Raw genomic sequence first — 18,230 nt, forward strand, 5'->3', positions numbered from 1 at the left:
CCGGGGCCCTGTCAGGTCCAGAGGGGCCCTATCAGGTCCAGAGCGTGGCGATGAAGATGTTGGCCATCGTCAGCCCGCCCACCGCGCCGAACAGCGGCTTCGGGGCGGTCTCGTCGTCGCGCTTCACGTACACCACGGCGAGGATCACGACCAGCACCGCGAGCTTGATGCCGACCTTGATGTTGTTCACCGTCTGGTCGTCGGCCTGGTTGAGGCCCACCAGGGCCACGCCCGTGACGAGCATCGTCAGCGCGCCGTGCAGCATCGCCTTGTTGAAGCGGGCCGTCCCCGTGCTCATCGACTTCATCTGAGTGAGGAAGCCGCCGAGCAGCGAGGCTATGCCGATGATGTGGAGCGCGACGAAGACATTGATGAGTACGTCCATGCCCGGACCCTATCGAGGGCCATATCACCACCGAGCGGCGAGGTGGGGCTCTGTTCCGATATCGGTCGGGTCCGGACGGAAAGGGCTTCCGCGACCGCGATCATGCCGGTCACAACCCGGCCCTGTTCTGCCACCTCTCGCCAATACCGGCCATGCCGAGGCCGGACTGTGACCTTGCGCCCTAGCGTCCTTCTCCTGGCGACCGGCCATGACCCACCGTGACCGACTAGGGAAGAGGATCCACCCCCGTGGCAGCGCACCGAAAGCCCAGACAGCGCACGCTCACCGGCCCCGCCGGCCGTACCGCCGCCACCCTCGCACTCGCCGGGGCCGCGACCGTCACCGCCTTCGACGGCCCCGCACACGCCGAGCCCCAGCTCACCCCGGCCCAGGTCAAGGCCAAGGTCGACGCGCTGTACGAGCAGGCCGAGACCGCCACCGAGCGGTACAACGGGACGAAGGTGAAGGCGGACAAGGCCCGTACCGCGCTCACGCAGCTGCGGGACGAGGCCACGCGCGGGACGGAACGGCTCAACAACTCGCGCAACGCGCTCGGATCGATCGCCTCCGCGCAGTACCGGGCCGGCGGCCTCGACCCCGCCGTACAGCTCGCGCTCAGCTCCTCGCCCGAGGAGTACCTGGAAGGGGCCTCGCTCGCCGAACGGGCCGGGTCCCGGCAGGCCGCCAGGATCACCGCGATCCGCAGGGAACTCGCCCGCATCGCCGAACTGCGCGCCCGCGCCGACGGCCGGCTCACGGAGCTGAGTGCCTCCCAGTCCGAGCTGGCCCGGCACAAGTCCGCCATCCAGGAGAAGATCGGCTCCGCCCAGCGGCTGCTCGACCGCCTCACCGCGCCGCAGCGCGCCCAGTACGACCAGCGGGGCGGTCACGACCAGGGCGCCGCGTCCCCGGCACCCGGCGCGGTGCGGGCGCCGAACGCCCGCGCCGCCGCGGCCGTCGCCTACGCCTACGGAGCGCTCGGCAAGCCGTACGTCTGGGGCGCGACCGGACCCGGTGCCTTCGACTGCTCCGGGCTCACCCAGGCCGCCTGGCGCGCCGCGGGTGTCTCCCTCCCCCGCACCAGCTACACCCAGATCGCCACGGGACAGCGGGTCTCACGCGGCGATCTCGCCCCCGGTGACCTGGTGTTCTTCTTCTCCGGCATCAGCCATGTCGGGATCTATGTCGGCGGCGGGCAGATGATCCACGCCCCCCGGCCGGGCTCGGCGGTCCGGCTGGCGCCGCTCGACCAGATGCCGTTCGCCGGCGCCAGCAGGCCCGCCTAAGGCGTGTCTTCACAGTCCCGCAACTCCGGAGTCGCCGAACGGCCCACACCGGAGTGCCGGTTACCCCTCCCCGGGTCACGATGGGCGCAGCATCCCGTCTGCCCTGAAGGGGGAGCCGTGAGACGAGCCAACGCCGTCAGAGGAACGGTTCTCGCCGTCGGCGCACTTTTCGTCCTGGCGCCGGTCGGCCTCACTCCGCGGGGGTGCGGCGATCTCTCCGGCGGCCGGCTCTGTATCGAGGGCCCGGTGGGCGGCGTGGGACCGTTCACCGTGCGCTACGAGCAGTTCCAGGGCCGGCCCGGTGTCGCCGTACGCCTCGGCTACCAGCGCAAGGACGACCGGATCACCGCGTTCCCCGGCTGGCTGGGCACCCAGCAGACCTGGCACGGCCGCGCCGAACGGACCGGCAGGCTCAACACCGCGCCGGGCGAGTGCATCCGCGGCGTGATGGAGTACCGGGACCGGACGTACGTCACCGAGTGGCACTGCTCGTAGACCTCGTGGCCCGGACGGCGCGTGGACCGGACGGCGCGCCGTCCCGGACCGGACGGCGCGGAGGCTCAGACCAGCCTGCGCGCCGTCGCCCACCGCGTCAGCTCGTGCCGGTTGGAGAGCTGGAGCTTCCTCAGCACCGCCGAGACATGGGACTCGACGGTCTTCACCGAGATGAAGAGCTGCTTGGCGATCTCCTTGTACGCGTACCCGCGCGCGATCAGCCGCAGCACCTCGCGCTCGCGCTGCGTCAGCCGGTCCAGGTCCTCGTCCACCGGCGGCGCGTCCGTCGAGGCGAAGGCGTCCAGGACGAAGCCGGCCAGCCGGGGCGAGAAGACCGCGTCGCCCTCCTGCACCCGGAAGATCGAGTCGACCAGGTCCGTGCCGGTGATCGTCTTGGTGACATAACCGCGGGCGCCGCCCCTGATCACCCCGATCACGTCCTCGGCCGCGTCCGAGACCGACAGCGCCAGGAAGCGCACGGGACGCTCGACGGCGCCCATCATCGGTGCGCAGCGGCGCAGCACCTCCACGCCGCCGCCGCCCGGGAGATGAACGTCGAGGAGCACGACCTCGGGCCGGGTCGCCGTGATGACGGTGACCGCCTGGTCGACATCGGCGGCCTCGCCGACGACCTCGACGCCCGTCTCCTCCGTACGGCCGATCTCGGCCTGCACTCCGGTACGGAACATCCGGTGGTCGTCGACGAGCACGACCCGTACGCGCCGGCCGTCCGCCGCCGGGCCGCCGCTCTCCGCACCGGTGGCCCCGGCCTGTGCGCCCTCGCTCATGGTCTCTGTCCCTCGCCCTAGTCGTTCGCCGCTGATACACACCGCTGGTGCGGGCCGCTCGCACGGGCCGCGGGCCCCGGCACCCGCCCTCAGTCTGCCCGTTCCATCTCCAGCTCGACCTCCGTGCCGCCGCCGGGCACCGAACGCAGCCGCGCCGTGCCGCCGTTGCGCTGCATCCGGCCGATGATCGATTCCCGTACGCCCATCCGGTCGGCCGGCACCGCGTCCGGGTCGAAGCCGGGGCCCCGGTCGCGTACGGAGAGGAAGACCGTACGGCCCTCCACCTCCGCGAAAACCTGTACGGCACCGCCCTCGCCACCGTACTTGGCGGCGTTGACCATCGCCTCGCGCGCGGCCTGCATCTGCGCGGCCAGCCGCTCGTCGAGCGGGCAGTCGCCCACGACCACGACCTCGATCGGGACGCCGTGGTAGTCCTCGACCTCCGCCGCGGTGCGCTTCACCGCCTCGGCGAGGGTGGTGGGTTCGTCCTCCTCGTCCTTGCCCGTGCCCTCGGGTTTGTAGAGCCAGGCGCGCAGCTCCCGCTCCTGGGCGCGGGCGAGCCGGCGGACCTCGCCCCCGTCGTCGGCGTTGCGCTGGATGAGCGTGAGGGTGTGCAGCACGGAGTCATGGACGTGCGCGGCGACCTCGGCCCGTTCCTGCGCGCGGATACGCATCAGCCGTTCCTCGGAGAGGTCCTGCGTCATCCGTACGAGCCAGGGCCCGGCGAGCAGGGCGACACCGGCCATGACCGCGATCGCCCCGGTCAGGATGTTGCCGAACTGGGCCGCCGCGCCGCGCACCACCATGAAGACGGTCAGGCCGAGGCCGACCAGCGCGACGCCCGCGAGACCGCGGGCGAGCTGGAAGATCCGGGGGCGTCTGCCGACCTCGGTCCAGCGGGCGCGGCGCGCGTTGTCCGCCTGCCGCCAGACCAGGACGACGCCCGCGCCGATCAGCAGGGTGGGCCATATGTAGCGGTCGGCGTTGTTGCCGCCCAGATTGACGTTGCCGACGAAGACGGACGCGCCGATCAGCAGCGCGACGAGCGCGAAGATCTGGCCCGCGTCGGGTTTGCGGAGCCGCCGCCGGCCGTCCGGGCGGGTCTCGAAGAGGGTGCGCGGTTCGGCCGTCGTACCGCCGACACCGAGCGGTACGACGATCCAGAAGACGGCGTAGAGCAGCGCGCCGAGGCCCTGGGCGAAGAGGAGGCCGAGGAAGACCAGCCGTACCCAGACGATCGGCAGCCCGAGATGCCCGGCCAGCCCGCGCGCGACACCGCCGAGCATCCGCCCGTCCACGCTGCGGTAGAGCTTGCGCGGAGCCGGTTCCTCGGGCAGGGGGGCGCGGGAGGCTGAGGTCGCGGCGCGTGGCGGGGCGGCTGGCATGTCATCGATGGTCACATGGCGCGGTGTGGGGGGACATCAGGGTCGGACCCCTGAGGCGACCCTGAGACCTGGGGATACCAGAGGGGTCACTGAGGGTGCCCGGGGATGTCCGGGGAGTGCTCCCAGGCGCCCCTGGGGCCGCCCGAGGCGCTCCCTAGGGGCGTGGCCTGGGTCAATATCAGGGACAGACCGGGGTCGGGGCCGCTGGAGCCCACGCCCGCGCGCCGTCACCATGGACGTATGACCCAGCCGTCCCCCGCGCCGCCTGCCGCGCCGCCCCCGGCACCGGCCCCCGGCACCGGCTCCGGCCCCGCGCCGTCCCGTCCTCCGGCCCCGGACCTGCGGCGGAGCCACCGGCAGAAGATGGTCGCCGGGGTGTGCGGCGGTCTCGGGCGGTACTGCGACATCGATCCGGTGATCTTCCGGATCGTGATCGGGGTGCTCACGGTCACCGGCGGCATCGGGCTGATCTTCTACGGCTTCGCCTGGCTGATGATCCCGCTGGACGGCGAGGACGAGAACGAGCTCCGCAGACTGCTGTCGGGCCGGGTCGACGGCTCGTCGCTGATCGCCGTCCTGCTCGCGCTGGTCGGCTGCGGACTGCTGCTGTCCATGCTGGGCGACGACGGCACGCTCTACTTCGCCACGATGCTGTCGATCGCGGTCGTGGGCTCGGCCGTCTGGTCGCAGCGCCGCCGCCTCACCGCGCCCGCCGGCGTGTCCCCCGACTCCGCGACGGCGCACGCCACGGCGGAGGCGCCCCCCGAGACCCAGGCGCCGCCGGCGCCGGGCGGCGCCCCCTCGTGGTGGCGTGATCCGATCGTCAAGGACGGCACCACGGGCCGGGTCCCGGGCCGCCCGGCCGAGGCGGACTATCTGTGGGGCCCGCCGGAGGTCGCCGAGGGGCGCCGGGAGCGGCGTGACGGCACGGCTCCGCTGCCGATACGGACGCCACGCCCCCGGGGCCCGCGCGGGATCAGCGGCACCGTATTCCTGCTCGCGCTGCTGGCGGGCGGGCTCGGCACGGGCCTGACGTGGGACAGCCATCCGTTCGGCCCGAGCCTGGAGATCGGTCTGGCCGCCGCGCTCGCGGTTCTCGGGCTGGGGCTGGTGGTCAGCAGCTTCCTGGGCCGTACGGGCCTGGGCACGATCTTTCTGGCGATGGTCACGGCCGGGCTGCTCGCGGCGAGCGCGGCGGTGCCCGAGGACATCACCACGGAGTGGGGCCGCCGGCAGTGGACCCCGGCCGCCGTCGCGTCCGTGCAGCCCCGGTACGAGCTGGGTTCGGGCGTCGCCACCCTCGATCTGACCGGCCTCGCCGTCCCCGAGGGGCAGACGGTCCGTACGTCCGCCGAGGTGGGCGCCGGGCAGCTCAAGGTCGTCGTACCGGAAGGAGTGACGGTGAGGGTGCGTGCCACGGCCGGCTTCGGGGACATCAGCCTCCCCGGGGAGCCGCCCGACGAGGTGAACATCTCCCCGGACCAGTCGCGGCAGCGCACGCTGTCGCCGCGCGCCGGGTCCGCTCCGGCGGGGGCACTGGAGCTCCGGCTCGAAATCGGCGTCGGCCAGGTGGAGGTGACCCGTGCTGCGTCATGACTTCAGACCGGGCCGGCTGTTCGTGGGGCTGACGATGCTCGGCACGGCCGTCCTGTACGCGGGCGACGGCGCGGGCACCTGGCACACGCCGTGGTTCGTGGCCTTCCCGCTGGTCTTCTGCGGCCTCTTCCTGGCGTCCGTCGTCGCCTGGACGCACTACCGGATACGCCGCCGCCGGTTGGCCAGAACGGCATCCAGCGAGAACACCGGCGCACCGGCCAGCACGAGCGGCAGCCAGGCCATGAGATAGGCGAGATCGTTGCCGTAGTAGTACGGGGTGCTCTGCCAGCTGACCGTCAGCCACAGGCTCAGCGAGATCAGGGCGCCGCCGAACGCGGCGAGCCGGGCGAGCACCCCGAACAGGGTGCCCAGACCCACGGCGAGTTCGCCGAGGGCGATGGCGTATCCGAACCCCGACGGGCTCTTGAGCGCCAGATCCACCAGCGCGGGGATGGCCGAGCTGTCCCGGACGGCCCGCATCATCTCGCCGACGGACCCCGTGCCGGTCGCCGAGAAGAAACCGCTCTGGGTGAGTTTGTCGATCCCCGCGTAGATGAAGGTGACGCCGAGGAAGATCCGCAGCGGCAGGAGCGCGTAGCGCGAGGCGTTCTCGCGCCACCCCGTCCGCTCGTCACCGAGCCGCCCATAGGTGTCCGTCCGGTAGCCATGCGTCATCGCTGGTCCGCCTCTCCTGTCCCACGCCGCTGCCGCGGGGGCGACTGTCCCCGCGTGCCCTGTCCATGCATACGCATCAGGACACGTCCGGCACTCAGTGAACCAGCCAACAGCCTGTCGGAATCGGACAGTCATCAACAGACTCTGAACGGTAAGCGGCCGGATACGTTCACTTCCCGACCGGACCGTCATGACAGGTTTAATCCATGACCTCGACGATCACCCGGTTGGTCTCGATTCCTGCCGCCGTCACGACCTGCACCTCGACCGGGCCCGGCTCCACGTCCACCGGTACGGGCACGGTCAGCGAGGTGTCCGACGGATTGGCGAAGCCGCCGGGTACCGGTACCAGCGGGACATGGACATGGACCGCGCCGATCCTGACGACCATCCGGGCCAGCCGGTCCGGGGTGCCCGCGCCCGGCGGCACGAATCCGGCCCCGCGGATCTCGATGTCGTCGCCGGTACGGATCGGGGCGTCGAGATCGCCCGCCTCCCTGGCCCGTACCACCGACAGGACGACGGGCCGGCCGCCCTCCGCGTACTTGCCCGCGAAGTAGGTGGCGGCGGAGACTCCGACCAGCAGCGCCAGCGCCCAGGGCAGATCGGGCAGTTGCTCGGGCCGGCGGGCCAGCCGGACCGCGGAGAAGACCACCGCGACGGCGCTCACCAGCGTGTACTGCACATCCGTGAAGCTGCCGCGCCCGGCGTCGTCACAGAGCAGGTCGGCCAGCCGCGGCCGGTCCGCCCGTACCTTCTGGAGCCGCTGGCCCAGGACCCGTACGGCCACCACCCGGCGTACGACGACGGCGATGGCGCACACCACGGCCAGTACGGTCACCATGCCCGCGCCCCGGGCCAGTTCGAGGCCGGCGATCAGCTCGTCGCGCCGGCCGTGCCCGGAGGCGCCCGCCAGCTGGAGGGCGAGGACGAGCACGGAGAAGACCGCGAGCAGGACCCAGGCGGAGGCGACGGTCCGTGAGGTCGACAGCCGGTTGTCCTCGCCGATCAGCGGCGCGAGCAGGCCGCCGCGGCTCCGGTGCAGCCAGGCGGCGGCGGACAGCAGCCCCGCCACGACGAGCGCGGCGAGCAGTCCGGCCGTACGCGCGAGCGTCCAGCCGGCCCCTATCGCGGTCACGGACTGGACCAGCACGAGCAGGACGACCCCGCCCCACACCACCAGCAGCGTCCGCCGCCGGACCGCGTGCAGCCAGGCGTCGCCCGCCTCACGGCTGCGGTCGGCCACCGCGTTCGCGGACTGGGTGAGTTCGTCGGAGACCCACTGGCGGGAGGCCGCCGCCGAGTACGCCACCGCGGCGGGCAGCCCCTGTCCCGCGGCCAGTTCGTCCCGCTTCACCAGGAACGCGGCCACCGCCCGCCGGTGCCCCTCCCGGGCCCCGTGCGGGCAGTCCCCACACATACAGCCCCCGCCGTGCGCGCCCTGCCTCGCCTCTTGCACCGCCACGCCGAACGCCCGCCTTCCCCGCCCCGCCCACCGAACTCCCTTGCAACGCAAGGAAAATTCTGCCGTACGAAGGGCAACCCGCGCGCCGTAGAGGCGGTCGGAACGGGTGACAACAGCGTTACGGTGTTGACTCAGGAGGCGCGCCGCGCGTCACTCCCACTCGATGGTGCCCGGCGGCTTGCTCGTCACATCGAGGACCACGCGGTTGACCTCCGCGACCTCGTTGGTGATCCGCGTGGAGATCCGCGCCAGCACGTCGTACGGCATCCGCGTCCAGTCGGCGGTCATCGCGTCCTCGGACGAGACGGGCCTGAGCACGATCGGATGGCCGTACGTACGCCCGTCGCCCTGCACACCCACGGACCGCACATCGGCCAGGAGGACCACCGGGCACTGCCAGATGTCCCGGTCGAGCCCGGCCGCGGTCAGCTCCTCGCGGGCGATCGCGTCGGCGTCGCGCAGCAGGTCGAGCCGCTCGCGCGTGACCTCGCCGACGATCCGGATGCCGAGACCCGGTCCGGGGAAGGGCTGGCGCTGGACGATCTCGTCCGGCAGCCCCAGTTCCTGGCCGACCATCCTGACCTCGTCCTTGAACAGCTTGCGCAGCGGCTCGACGAGCTCGAACTCGATGTCGTCGGGGAGCCCGCCGACATTGTGGTGGGACTTGATGTTGGCGGTGCCGGTGCCGCCGCCGGACTCGACCACGTCCGGGTACAGCGTGCCCTGGACGAGGAACGCGACGTCCTCGCCCTCCGCGCCCGCCTCGGCGACGATCTCGGCCTGCGCCTGCTCGAAGACCCGGATGAACTCCCGGCCGATGATCTTCCGCTTCTGCTCGGGGTCGGAGACCCCGGCCAGCGCGGTGAGGAAGCGCTCCTCCGCGTCGACGACCCTGAGCTGCACCCCGGTGGCGGCGACGAAGTCCTTCTCGACCTGCTCGGTCTCGCCCTTGCGCATCAGCCCGTGGTCGACATACACGCAGGTCAGCTGGGAGCCGATGGCCTTCTGGACAAGGGCGGCGGCCACGGCCGAGTCCACCCCGCCCGACAGCCCGCAGATCGCGCGCTTGGTGCCGACCCGCTCACGGATGAGGGCGACCTGCTCGTCCACCACATTGGCGGTGGTCCAGGTCGGCTCGATACCGGCGCCCCGGTAGAGGAAGTGCTCCAGGACCTGCTGGCCGTAGGTGGAGTGCATGACCTCGGGGTGGTGCTGCACCCCGTACAGCTTCTTCTCGTCGTTCTCGAACGCGGCGACGGGGACGACATCGGTGGAGGCCGTGACGGTGAACCCGGCGGGCGCGGCGGAGCAGGCGTCGCCGTGCGACATCCAGACGGACTGCTCGGCCGGGGTGCCCTCGAAGAGGGTGGAGCCGGTCTTGGAGACCCGCAGCTCCGTACGGCCGTACTCCCGCGCTCCCGTGTTGTCGACGGTGCCGCCGAGCGCGGTCGCCATCAGCTGGAAGCCGTAGCACATGCCGAAGACGGGGACGCCGGCCTCGAAGAGCGCGCGGTCGACGCTCGGGGCGCTCTCCGCGTACACGGAGGACGGGCCGCCGGAGAGGATGATCGCCCGGGGGTTCCTGGCCAGCATCTCGGCCACCGGCATCGAGGACGGGACGATCTCGCTGTAGACCCGTGCCTCACGGACGCGGCGGGCGATGAGCTGGGCGTACTGCGCGCCGAAGTCGACGACGAGTACGACGTCGGGAGCGGCGGCGGGGGGTGCTGCTGGCACGGGGGCGGCCTTCCGGCGGTGATGGAACGTGGGATGTCGCTGTGCCAATTCTAACGGCGGGCGGACACCGGCCGGGGACGGCCGCTCGTCTCACCATCCGGACCCGCTGTGCCCCGCGCGGGTGGGCGGGGTCCATACTGTCCGTATGCACACACAGCTGACCTTCGTCTTTACCTATGGCACCGGCCCGTCCGGCTGCCATGGTCGTGCTGCTTGAGCTGACAAGCGACTTCCCAGGCGCCCCGGGCCGACAAGGCCCGGGGCGTCTGTCGCGTTCGGGGCCGTGTGGCCGCCGGGGCCGTTCATCCCCCGAGCCCCCGAGAAGGAACCCCAATGACTGTCACGGAGAACACCGGCGCCCGTACCGAAGGGGCCGCCACGCTCATCGGAGACGCGCGCGAGCGCATCGACGCGCTGGACGACCGGATCATCGGTCTCATCCAGGAACGGATGGCGGTCTCGGCCGTCGTCCAGGAGGCGCGGCTGACCTCCGGTGGCCGCCGGGTCCATCTCTCCCGCGAGATGGAGATCCTCGGCCGCTACCGGGAAGCCCTCGGCAAGCCGGGTACGGCGCTGGCGATGACCCTGCTGGAGCTGAGCCGGGGCCGCATCTGAGTTCGGATGCCGCTCTCACCCGTACGGCGCGTGACCGGGTCCCGCGAGGCTTCGTTGGACCGTGCGTCCGCGCCCAGCCAGGGGCGGTGAGCGTGCAGAAAGAACAGAGGAAGAGCAGAGGAAAGCCACGCGTGGCTCCGCCCGGGGCGTGCGGCGTACCGCAGGTGCGCCGTGGGACCTCGCCCCGGCGTTCGTGACCGGTCGGCAGGGGACAGCAGCCCGGTCACCCAGGGGCGGCCGGTTCCGGGGACGCCCGGAACCGGCCGTCCTTCGTACGGCTCCCACCGGCCCGGCTCCACGCCTCCTGCGCGCCCGCTCTACGCCCGCTCGATTACGCCCGCTCTGCTACGCCCGCTTGGGCGGGACCTCCGGCATCGCCACGAACGGCAGCCGCAGCGCCCCGAACGCCTCCTCCGGCACGGCCGGGGACACCGGCGCGACCGGATCCTGCCTGACGTACGCGGCCCCCTGCTCGGGGCGCGGGTCGGGCTCGCCCTTGTTCGGCCAGAGCGACATCGCGCGTTCGGCCTGGGCCGTGATCGTCAGGGACGGGTTCACCCCCAGGTTCGCCGAGACCGCGGAGCCGTCGACCACCGAGATGCCGGGGTGCCCGTACAGCCGGTGGTACGGGTCGATCACGCCCTCCTCAGCGGAGGCCCCGATGACACAGCCGCCCAGGAAGTGCGCGGTCAGCGGCGTACCCATCAGCTCGCCCACATTGCTGCCCGCGAAGCCGTTGATCTCCTCCGCGATCAGCGTCGCGGCCCGGGTCGCCTCGGGTATCTGCTTCGGGTTGGGGGCGCCGTGCCCCTGGCGCGCGGTGAGCAGCCCCTTTCCCACGCCGCCCGGTTTCCGGTAGGTGGTCAGGGAGTTGTCCAGCGACTGCATGACGAGACCGATGATGGTCCGCTCCGACCAGCGGCGGTTGGAGAGCGAACGGAGCACCAGCATGGGGTGCCTGGCCGCGTTCCCGAGCCAGCTCCGCACCCGCCGCTCGCCGTACGGCACCTGGAGGAGCGTCAGCACGCCCATCGCGTTGGAGCGCTTGCCGTAGCGCACCGGCTCGATATGGGTGGTGTCGTCCGGGTGGACCGAGGAGGTGATGGCGACACCCCGGGTGAAGTCCACCTTCGGCGCCCCGTGCCGCGCGCGGTAGCGCCGGTCGTCGGTCTGCGCGCCCACCAGGGCCTCGGAGTTGGTGCGGGTCAGTTCGCCGAGCCGGGCCGAGAGGCGCGGCAGCAGTCCGCGGTCCCGCATGGTGTGCAGCAGGGTCTGGGTGCCGTACGTACCGGCGGCGATCACGACCCGGCGGGCGCGCAGGACTCGCGCCCGGCCCTTCCGGCGGCCCTTCCCGCGCGCTCGCGTGGGCACGGTCGTGACGCGGAAGCCGCCCTCCCCGTCCTCCGTCACCGCGACCACCGAGGTCATCGGGTGGACGACCGCCCCGGCGCGCTCGGCCAGATACAGGTAGTTCTCGTTGAGGGTGTTCTTGGCGCCGTGCCGGCAGCCCGTCATGCACTCGCCGCACTGCATGCAGGCGGTGCGCGCGGGGCCCGCCCCGCCGAAGTACGGGTCGTCCGCGGCCGACCCGGGCCGGGTCCTCGCCGTACCGTCCGCGTCCTGGCCGTCCCCGAAGAAGACCCCGACCGGCGCGAGATGGAAGCTGTCGCCGACGCCCATCGCCTCGGCCGCCGCTTTCAGATGGACGTCCGAGGGGGTCATGGTCGGGTTGAGCCGTACGCCGAGCATGCGGCGCGCCTGGTCGTAGTACGGCTTCAGCTCCCGCCGCCAGTCGGTGATGGCCGCCCACTGCGGGTCCTCGAAGAACGCGGCGGGCGGCACGTACAGCGTGTTGGCGTAGTTGAGGGAGCCGCCGCCGACCCCGGCGCCCGCCAGCACCATCACATTGCCGAGGAGATGGACGCGCTGGATGCCGTACAGCCCGAGGGCGGGGGCCCACAGGTAGTTCTTGAGGTCCCAGGAGTTCTTGGGGAGGGTGGCGCGGGTGAAGCGGCGGCCCGCCTCCAGGACGCCGACGCGGTACCCCTTCTCGGTCAGCCGCAGCGCGGAGACCGAGCCGCCGAAGCCGGAGCCGACGACGATCACGTCGTAGTCGTACGCGGAATCGTCGTACGCGGCGTCGTCGTACTGTCCGTCGCGGCCGTCGCGCACCGCGTCCTGATGCTGGGCATGGCTGTCCTGTGCCACTGGCTCTCCTCATTGAGACCGTGTGCCGAACTACCGCGTCACGAACAGGCGCGTCATGGGCTATCGCAGCCGCAGCGCCTTCATGACCCGCAGACTGTGGCTCATCAACGTCGCGTACTTCTCGTCGTCCATCCCCAGGAACGGCGCCATGGGCAGAATCCGCTGCTGCGCGACCGTCTGGGCCTCGGTGAACTTGAGGATCCCCTCGGAGCCGTGCCTCCTGCCGAGACCGGAGTCCTTCATGCCGCCCATCGGCGACCGCACGCTGCCGTACGTCGGCGCGTATCCCTCGTTGATGTTGACCGTGCCGGTGCGCAGCCGGGCCGCGACCGCGTGGCCGCGCCGGGAGTCCTTCGTCCACACGCTCGCGTTGAGGCCGTACGGAGTGGCGTTGGCGAGGCCGATCACCTCGTCCTCGTCGCCGAACCGGTAGACGGAGACGACCGGGCCGAACGTCTCCTCCGCGCACACCGCCATCGGCGCCTCGACCCCGTCCAGGATGGTCGGCTCGTAGAAGAGCGGCCCGATGTCGGGGCGCGCGACCCCGCCCGCGATGACCGTGGCGCCCTTGGCGACGGCCTCCTCGACATGGCGGGTGACCGTCTCCAGCTGGCGTGCGCCCACCAGGCAGCCCATGTCGGCGCCGTACGCGAGGGAGTTGCCGAGCCGCATCGCCTTCGTACGGGCGGCGAACCGCTCCAGGAACGCGTCGGCGACCGAGTCATGGACGTACAGCCGCTCGATGGAGATGCAGAGCTGTCCGGCGGAGGAGAAGCAGGCACGCACCGCGCCCGCCGCCGCCTTCTCCACATCGGCGTCCGCGAGGACCAGCATGGCGTTCTTGCCGCCGAGTTCGAGCGAGACGCCGACGAGCCGTTCTGCGGCTCCCCTGGCGACCTCGCGGCCGGTACGCGTCGAGCCGGTGAAGGAGACGTAGTCGGCGTGCCTGACGACCTCAGGACCGATGACCGGTCCCTCGCCGAGGACGACGAGGAAGACCTCGGGCGGCAGCCCGGCCTCGATCAGCAGATCGCGGGCCCACAGCGCGGTGAGAGCGGTCTCCGTGTCGGGCTTCATCACGACGGCGTTGCCCGCCACGAACGCGGGCAGCGCGTCGCCTGCGGACAGCTCCAGAGGGTAGTTCCAGGGCGCGATCTGGCCGATGACCCCGCGCGGCTGACGCAGCTCGGTGACCTTCGTCAGGGCCGGTACGACGCCGGTGTGGCGCTTCGGCCGCAGATACGAGGCGGCGGCGCGTCCGTAGTGCCGGGCCTCGACGGCCAGCCCCTGCACCTCTTCGTGCGCGTGCGGCCTGGCCTTGCCGGTCTCCAGCTGGATCAGGTCGAGCACCTCGGCCTGGCGCTCCAGCAGGAGATCGTGGAAGCGGAGCAGCACCGCGGCCCGCTGCCGGACGGGCAGCGCCGCCCAGAGGGGCTGGGCGGCGCGGGCGCGTTCGAAGGCCGTCGCCACGTCCTCGGGCGTGGACTCGGGCAGCTCCGCCAGCCGTTCCCCGGTGAAGGGGGTGTGGTTGGCGGTACGGCCCGAGCCGACCACGCCGCGGATGAGCCGGGCGACCACCTCGGGGGTGACCACGTCGGCCGCGGTGCGCGCGCCGGCCGGGGCGGCGGCCACCGGATTGGTGCCGGGACTCCCGGCGGTCCCGTTGGTCCCGGTGGCGTCATGGACGGTGGTGGGGGTGGCGGCGGGGGCCTGCGAGTCCGTCATGAGGGCGAGCGTATGCGGCGATCCCGGCTTTGGGTACCCGTCGGTAACAGCTTTTCGCCGGGTACCCACACCACGCCAGCGATCGCTGGCACATAACCCCTGATCAGCGGTTCACGGCGGCCCTGGGCAGCGACGACCGACTGCCGGAGGCGGCTACGACTCCCCGAGGTCGAGATGGCCGGCGACCGTCGCGTACAGCTCCTCGCCGTCCTTCACCGCCGCACCCTGCGCGGGCATGGACACCCTCAGCCGCAGATAGGTGCCGTCCGCGCCGGGGATGATGAGTTCGTGCCAGCGGTAGCGGACGGGAAAGTCGTCCGAATCGCTGTAGTCGGTGTGGTCGACGACCAGCTCGAAGCCGCGTTTGCCCTGGTGCTCGACGTCCTTGCTGGTGACCTTGGCGTCCTTGATCTCCGTACCGTTGTCGCCCCCGCGCTCGTAGTGCGTCGTCCAGGCGTCCGCCTTCGGCTCGGGGAGATCGTCGTCCGGCAGCTTCTGTTTCCGCTCGAAGAAGATACGGAAGACGCCGCTGGGGTCGTTGTACGTGACTCCGGTGTCATCGGTCAGCTGCTCACGCCGGTAGTCGTCGGGGACGCCGACCTTGGCGCGGAGGATCTCGTTCTCCGGGCGGATCCCCCAGCCCTCGGGGAGCCCGCCGCCGCCGAACGGGTTGGCGAGCAGCAGGACGAGGGCGACGGCCACGGCCAGCACACCCGCGCCCAGTCCGTACCGCGCGGGGCGGCTCTGCCGGAGCACCGGCGGCACCCAGCCGCCCAGGCCCGTGGCGGCGGGCTCGGGACGGGCGTCGGAGTACGGCCGGGTGGTGGCCGGCGGGCGCGCCACCGACTCCAGGACCGCCCGGATCTCCGCCGCGTCAGGCCGCGCCGCCGGATCCTTGCCCAGCAGCCGCATCACGAGCGTGCCGAACGCCCCCGAGCCGCGCGCGGGCATCTGCGGCTCCGCGGACAGCACGGCCTGGAGCGTGGCGGGAACGTTGGAGCGGCGGTACGGCGACATGCCCTCGACCGCCGCGTACAGCACCACGCCGAGCGACCACAGGTCCGACTCCGGCCCCGGCTGCCGGCCGAGCACCCGCTCGGGCGCGATGAACTCGGGCGAGCCGACGAACGCGCCGGTCTCGGTCAGCCCCTGCTCGCCCTCCACCTGGGCGATCCCGAAGTCGCTGAGGACGACCCGGTCGCCGCGCCCGAGGAGCACGTTGTCCGGCTTGACGTCACGGTGCAGTACGCCCTTCTCGTGGGCGGCCGTGAGCGCGTCCAGTACGGCGAGTCCGATACGGGCCGCCTCGCGCGGGTCGAGCGTGCCCTCCTGGAGCCGGTCGGCGAGCGACTGACCGCGCACCAGCTCCATCACGATCCACGGCTTGGCGTCCTCGATCACCACGTCGTGCATGGTGACGACGGCGGGGTGCTCGATCCTGGCGGCGGCGCGGGCCTCTCGCTGCATCCGCAGATACACGCGCTCCCGGTCGCGCTCGCCCACGTTGTCCGGAACCCGCGGCTCCTTGATCGCCACGTCGCGGTCCACGACCTCGTCGTGTGCCAGCCAGACCGTGCCCATCCCGCCGTGTCCGAGCCGGGAGACCAGCCGGTAGCGGCCACCGAGCGCGCGCCTGGCCGCCGGATCGGCGGCGGGCGCGGGCGCCACGGGGGACGCGGGGCCGGGTACGGGCGCGGGTGCTCGCGGGGCCCGGACGGCCTGCGTGGGCGGATATCCGGTCGCGTCCCCCGGCCCCGCGTCCGGCGGCGGCACCCGCGGTGCGTCCGGCGGCCTGAGTTCATAACTAGTGGGCTCGTCCACCCGTCCCCCGTCGTTGCTCATGTACGTATCCTCCGCGCATCCTCACGAAGCGCGGGCGCGGCGCGATCGCGGTCGCGGTCGCGCGGCCGTTTCACCGGCCGTTCTCGATCGGCGGCGCCTGCCAGCTGCGCAGCACGGCGTCGAACTGCTTGCGCGTCGTCGCCCAGGTCTCCTCGGGACCGGCCATGTAGATCGCGTACTCCGTACTGCTGTCCTCCGAGTAGTAGATCTGGTCGATCGCGTGCCGCTTGCCGGGGTTTCCGGTGTTCTCGGTCCAGGTGAACTCCCAGATCGCGGCCTTCGCCTGATCGCGGTAGTTGTTCGGGGCCAGCTTGACCCTGGCGTACTCCGGGAACTTCTGGACGGACTTCTCCATGCTCAGCATGTGCATGTACGGATTCTCGAAATCGGGGGTGCCGACGCTGATCCGTATGAGGTGACGGCCGTTGTCCGGCGTGAAGTCGATCTGGTTGCCGTCCATCTGGCGTTCCCAGCCCTCGGGGACGTTGAGGCTGAAGCCCTCCTCGGCCTCGACACGCGTCCAGCCCTCGGGTGCGGTCCCGCTGCCGGCGTCCTTCCCGTCCGCCGCACCGTCGGTCGTGGTGCCGTCTGCCACACCGTCATCCGTCGCGCCGTCATCCGCCGTACTGTCATCCGCCGTACCGTCACCCGGCTCGCCGCCACTGCCCTCTGCCGGGCCGTCGCTCACGGAGGGGCTGCCCGCGTTGTCGGCTGAGGCGCCGTCGTCGGCGAGCTTCAGGGCGGCGAAGCCGGCGCCGCCGCCGAGGACCGCCGCGGCGACCACGGCGATGAGCGTTGTACGCCAACGGCCCCGGCGGGCACGGCCCGCCGTCGTGCCCTGCGCTGCCGGAACGGTCGGGGAGCCCGACGCGGGAAGGGTCGCGGGGCCGCCGACGGATGCCGGGCCGGTGGCCGCTACTGGACCGGTGGCAGCGGTCGCGGGGCCCGCCGACGCGAAGGGCGGCCCCGCGGGCTGCTGTTGCTGCGGCTGGGGCTGGGAGGCAGGCGGCAGCGGCTGCGAGGCGGTCGACTGCCGCTCCCCGTACGGCAGCTGACGGGTCGGCGTGTGCTCCTCGGCCCCGGCCGATGTCCGGCCCTCCGCCACCTCGCGCAGCAGGCGCTCGCTCTGCTCCGCGTCGGGCCGCCCGTCCGGGTCCTTGCGCAGCAGCGCGGCGATGACGGGCGCGAGCGGACCCGCCTGGTCGGGGTGGTCCGGCTCGTCCGTCACCACGGCCTGCATGGTGGACAGCGGCGAGCTCCGGCGGAACGGCGAGACCCCCTGCACCGCCAGGTACAGCGTCACCCCGAGCGACCAGAGGTCGGAGGCCGGGCCGGGATCGCCGCCCCGTACCCGTTCGGGAGCCAGATAGTCGATGGAGCCGACGAGTTCGCCGGTCCTGGTGATGGTCGAGTCGCCCTCTATCGCCGCGATCCCGAAGTCGGTGAGCAGCACCCGGCCGTCGCGCGCGAGCAGGACGTTGCCGGGCTTCACATCGCGGTGCAGCACCCCGGCCGCGTGCGCCGCGCGCAGCGCGTCGAGGACCGCGAGACCGATTCTGGCGGCCTCGCGGTGGTCCATCGGGCCGGACTCCTTCGCGGCGTCGGCGAGCGAGGGGCCGTCGACGTACTGCATGACGATCCACGGCCGGCCGTCGTGCTCCAGCACATCGTGGACGGTGACGACACCCGGGTGGCTGATCCGGGCGGCGGCCCGCGCCTCCTTCTGCGTCCGTTGGTGCAGTACGGCCCGGTCGGCCTCGGAAACATAGCGCCCTGCGGTCAACTCCTTTATGGCGACGACCCGGTGGAGCACCTCGTCATGTGCCCGCCACACCTTGCCCATGCCGCCGCTGCCGATGGATTCGGCCAGCCGGTAACGCCCGGCGAGCAGCGGCCCCGCGGCCACCGCGTCCCTGCCCGCGCCCGTGCTCGTTCCCGTGCCCTGTGTCTGCTCCACGTCCCAGCCCCGCTTCCTTGGGGTCACAGATTACGGAGGGGACCTGGGGACGCGGAACCTCGGGTCGGTCA

At 72.2% G+C, this 18,230-nt stretch carries 14 protein-coding genes; 4 read left to right on the forward strand and 10 right to left on the reverse strand.

What is annotated here, in order from left to right; genetic code table 11:
• Nucleotides 1-31: 31 nt before the first annotated feature.
• Complete coding sequence (locus CU044_RS24140; RefSeq protein ID WP_129770797.1) at nt 32-385, reverse strand: hypothetical protein; 354 nt, start codon at nt 383-385, stop codon at nt 32-34.
• 248 nt (nt 386-633) lie between these two features.
• Between CU044_RS24140 and CU044_RS24145 the strand changes: the two genes are divergently transcribed.
• A complete protein-coding gene (locus CU044_RS24145; protein WP_129770798.1) occupies nt 634-1,671 on the forward strand; it encodes a C40 family peptidase in 1,038 nt (345 codons plus the stop codon).
• A gap of 117 nt (nt 1,672-1,788) precedes the next feature.
• Entirely contained in the window at nt 1,789-2,166 is a 378-nt protein-coding gene (locus CU044_RS24150; protein ID WP_129770799.1) for a hypothetical protein, read from the forward strand.
• A 65-nt stretch (nt 2,167-2,231) separates the two neighbouring features.
• Here CU044_RS24150 and CU044_RS24155 read toward each other — a convergent pair whose 3' ends face one another.
• Together CU044_RS24155 and CU044_RS24160 are read right to left on the reverse strand one after the other, a co-directional pair.
• Complete coding sequence (locus CU044_RS24155; protein ID WP_129770800.1) at nt 2,232-2,954, reverse strand: response regulator transcription factor; 723 nt, start codon at nt 2,952-2,954, stop codon at nt 2,232-2,234.
• Nucleotides 2,955-3,043: 89 nt separating this feature from the next.
• Nucleotides 3,044-4,339: an ATP-binding protein gene (locus CU044_RS24160; protein WP_129770801.1), complete on the reverse strand. Its 1,296-nt coding sequence runs from the start codon at nt 4,337-4,339 to the stop codon at nt 3,044-3,046.
• Between the two features lie 240 nt (nt 4,340-4,579).
• Here CU044_RS24160 and CU044_RS24165 point away from each other — a divergent pair, with 240 nt between their 5' ends.
• A complete protein-coding gene (locus tag CU044_RS24165; RefSeq protein ID WP_129770802.1) occupies nt 4,580-5,935 on the forward strand; it encodes a PspC domain-containing protein in 1,356 nt (451 codons plus the stop codon).
• Nucleotides 5,936-6,091: 156 nt separating this feature from the next.
• Here CU044_RS24165 and CU044_RS24175 read toward each other — a convergent pair whose 3' ends face one another.
• From CU044_RS24175 to guaA, 3 genes are all read right to left on the reverse strand, one after another.
• On the reverse strand, nt 6,092-6,610 hold the full coding sequence (locus CU044_RS24175) for a DoxX family protein (RefSeq protein WP_129770804.1): 519 nt from the start codon (nt 6,608-6,610) through the stop codon (nt 6,092-6,094).
• A 199-nt stretch (nt 6,611-6,809) separates the two neighbouring features.
• Entirely contained in the window at nt 6,810-8,075 is a 1,266-nt protein-coding gene (locus tag CU044_RS24180) for a hypothetical protein (protein WP_129770805.1), read from the reverse strand.
• 150 nt (nt 8,076-8,225) lie between these two features.
• Entirely contained in the window at nt 8,226-9,812 is a 1,587-nt protein-coding gene (gene guaA / locus CU044_RS24185) for a glutamine-hydrolyzing GMP synthase (RefSeq protein ID WP_129770806.1), read from the reverse strand.
• Nucleotides 9,813-10,145: 333 nt separating this feature from the next.
• Here guaA and CU044_RS24190 point away from each other — a divergent pair, with 333 nt between their 5' ends.
• Entirely contained in the window at nt 10,146-10,427 is a 282-nt protein-coding gene (locus CU044_RS24190) for a chorismate mutase (RefSeq protein WP_129770807.1), read from the forward strand.
• Nucleotides 10,428-10,772: 345 nt separating this feature from the next.
• On the opposite strand, the gene CU044_RS24195 is transcribed toward CU044_RS24190, so the two are convergent.
• The 4 genes from CU044_RS24195 to CU044_RS24210 all read right to left on the reverse strand — a co-directional run bounded on the left by CU044_RS24195 (nt 10,773) and on the right by CU044_RS24210 (nt 18,108).
• Nucleotides 10,773-12,599: a GMC family oxidoreductase gene (locus CU044_RS24195; RefSeq protein WP_240045823.1), complete on the reverse strand. Its 1,827-nt coding sequence runs from the start codon at nt 12,597-12,599 to the stop codon at nt 10,773-10,775.
• Between the two features lie 96 nt (nt 12,600-12,695).
• Complete coding sequence (locus CU044_RS24200) at nt 12,696-14,360, reverse strand: succinic semialdehyde dehydrogenase (protein ID WP_129770809.1); 1,665 nt, start codon at nt 14,358-14,360, stop codon at nt 12,696-12,698.
• 153 nt (nt 14,361-14,513) lie between these two features.
• Nucleotides 14,514-16,202, reverse strand: a complete 1,689-nt coding sequence (locus CU044_RS24205) for a serine/threonine-protein kinase (protein WP_129770810.1) — start codon at nt 16,200-16,202, stop codon at nt 14,514-14,516.
• Between the two features lie 70 nt (nt 16,203-16,272).
• Entirely contained in the window at nt 16,273-18,108 is a 1,836-nt protein-coding gene (locus CU044_RS24210; protein ID WP_275670218.1) for a serine/threonine-protein kinase, read from the reverse strand.
• Between the last annotated feature and the right edge of the window lie 122 nt (nt 18,109-18,230).

It is taken from the genome of Streptomyces sp. L-9-10 (assembly GCF_004151105.1).
In the GTDB taxonomy this organism is placed as follows: domain Bacteria; phylum Actinomycetota; class Actinomycetes; order Streptomycetales; family Streptomycetaceae; genus Streptomyces.